General features: G+C 59.7%; 3 protein-coding genes. All 3 read left to right on the top strand.

Annotated features, from left to right (window positions below):
* Positions 1 to 1,096, top strand: a 1,096-nt coding sequence (gene ccoG / locus ACXHXG_RS32055; RefSeq protein ID WP_457901879.1) for a cytochrome c oxidase accessory protein CcoG, incomplete at its 5' end; no start/stop codon positions are given.
* Positions 1,093 to 1,587 carry a FixH family protein gene (locus ACXHXG_RS32050; RefSeq protein WP_285169492.1) on the top strand — a complete coding sequence of 165 codons (495 nt, stop codon included), beginning with the start codon at positions 1,093 to 1,095 and terminating at the stop codon, positions 1,585 to 1,587. The genes ccoG and ACXHXG_RS32050, both read left to right, overlap by 4 nt.
* A partial coding sequence (locus tag ACXHXG_RS32045) for a cation transporter (protein ID WP_457901878.1) occupies positions 1,584 to 2,205 on the top strand: 622 nt, incomplete at its 3' end. The genes ACXHXG_RS32050 and ACXHXG_RS32045, both read left to right, overlap by 4 nt.

The following is a 2,205-nucleotide window of genomic DNA, read 5'->3' as shown; positions in this document are numbered from 1 at the left end:
TGGTCCCTGGACGCCGGACAAGCTTGCAAAGCGGGTCGCCAAACACAGCATATGGGTCCTCATCGGCGTCCTCACCGGTGGCGTATGGATATTCTATTTCGCGGATGCGCCATCCCTGGCCGTTGCCCTAGTCAAGGGCCAAGCGCCGGCGGTCGCCTATGCCACGGTCGCCATTCTCACCTCGACCACTTACGTTCTTGGTGGGCTGATGAGGGAACAGGTCTGCACCTACATGTGTCCGTGGCCCCGCATCCAGGGCGCTATGCTGGACGAAAATTCCCTGGTCGTCACCTATAATGACTGGCGCGGTGAGCCTCGCTCCCGCCATGCCAAAAAAGCTCAGGCAGCGGGCCAGCCGGTTGGCGATTGCGTTGATTGCAATGCCTGTGTGGCGGTCTGTCCGATGGGCATAGACATCCGCGATGGTCAGCAGATGGAGTGCATCACCTGCGCCCTATGTATCGACGCCTGCGACGGCGTGATGGACAAGCTCGATAAGCCGCGCGGCCTGATCTCCTATGCGACGCTGAGCGAGTATGCCGCCAACATGAGTCTCGCGACGAACGGCGGCACGGTCGCCGTGCAGCCGAACCTCGTGCGAAACCCTGACGGCAGCTTCATCGAGGGCATTCGGCACTTCAATTGGCGGGTGATCTTCAGGCCGCGCGTCCTTTTTTATGCCGCTGTATGGGCAGCGGTCGGGGTGGCGATGCTCGTGCATCTGGCGCTCAGGGAGCGGCTGGAGCTGAACGTGCTCCACGATCGCAATCCGCAATATGTGCTGGAGTCGGATGGATCAATCCGCAACGGTTATACGCTTCGCGTCCTCAACATGGTCCCGGCGCCGAGGAAAATCGATATCCGACTGGAGGGCGCAGTAGGAGCGACGATGAAGATCCCCGAACTCTCGAAGGAGGAAGGCCGGCACTTCACTGTCGCTGCCGATCCGGACGCGGCCACCTCGCTCAAAGTGTTCGTAACGCAACAGGCCAAGGCGGAGACGATCAAGGAATTCCTGTTCGTCATAGAGGACGAAAATCACGCGGATCGGGCGACGTACCGGGCCGCTTTCAACGCACCGGGAGCGCCGAAATGAGAAGCCAAGTTACCACCGGACGTCCCTTCACCGGCCGCCATATGCTGGTCGTCATTGTTGCGTTCTTCACCGTCGTGATCGGAGTGAATGTGACGATGGCGGTTCTCGCGTCCACGAGTTGGAGCGGCCTTGTGGTAGAGAATACCTATGTCGCAAGCCAGGAATTCAACAGCAAGGCCGCCGCAATGCGCGCTATGGCTAGCAGCGGCATTTCCGGCGATCTGTCCCTGCGCGGCCATGTCATTCACTACGATATTCATAACCGGGACGGGTCGCCGGCGGTGGTCGACGACGTGACGCTGACTTTCAGAAGACCCGTGGGCGACCGAGAGGACTTTGCGCTTGCACTGACCAAGACGAGCGAAGGCCATTTCGAAGCCAAACATCGCATTGAGGGAGGCGACTGGATCGTTGAAACCATCTCGCGCAGAGACGGTGTCACGGTAATGCATGAGGCCAGGCGCATCGACACGGCGGAGTTTGGACAATGACCTGCTGCACCATGGACGCGGAAAGCGTCATGACAATGAGCAAGTGCTGCGCCAGTGCCGAGGAGATCGTCCTGGCCAGCCATCCGCTGGGGGAGGGCCTTCGCCAACTGGACCTCAGCATTCCCGATATGCACTGTGGCGCTTGCATCTCGACCATCGAACGGTCTTTGCGCAGCTTACCCTATGTGAAGGGCGCGCGAGTCAACCTGACTGCTCGGCGGGTCAGTTGCACCTATGTCGAGCGCATTGATAATGCTGTCATCGATCCGTCGGGTATTCTTTCCGCGATCACCGAAGCCGGCTACCGGGCGCATATTTTCACTCCCACCGCGTCCCAGGCGGATAGCCTGCGCAATCAATTGCTCCTGGCCGTTGGTGTCTGCGGCTTTGCCGCAGCGAATATCATGCTGCTCTCGGTATCGGTCTGGTCCGGCGCAGATGCGGCGACGCGAGACCTGTTTCACTGGATTTCCGCGATGATTGCTGCGCCAGCCCTTATCTATGGCGGCCGTTTCTTTTTTCGCTCGGCGTGGAATGCCTTGAAGCATGGGCGGACCAACATGGACGTGCCCATTTCTCTCGCTGTCACGCTCTCCTATGCCGTATCATTATGGGAGA

The organism is Rhizobium sp. LEGMi-198b, from assembly GCF_054114205.1.
This window is presented reverse-complemented; position numbering and strand designations above follow the sequence as displayed.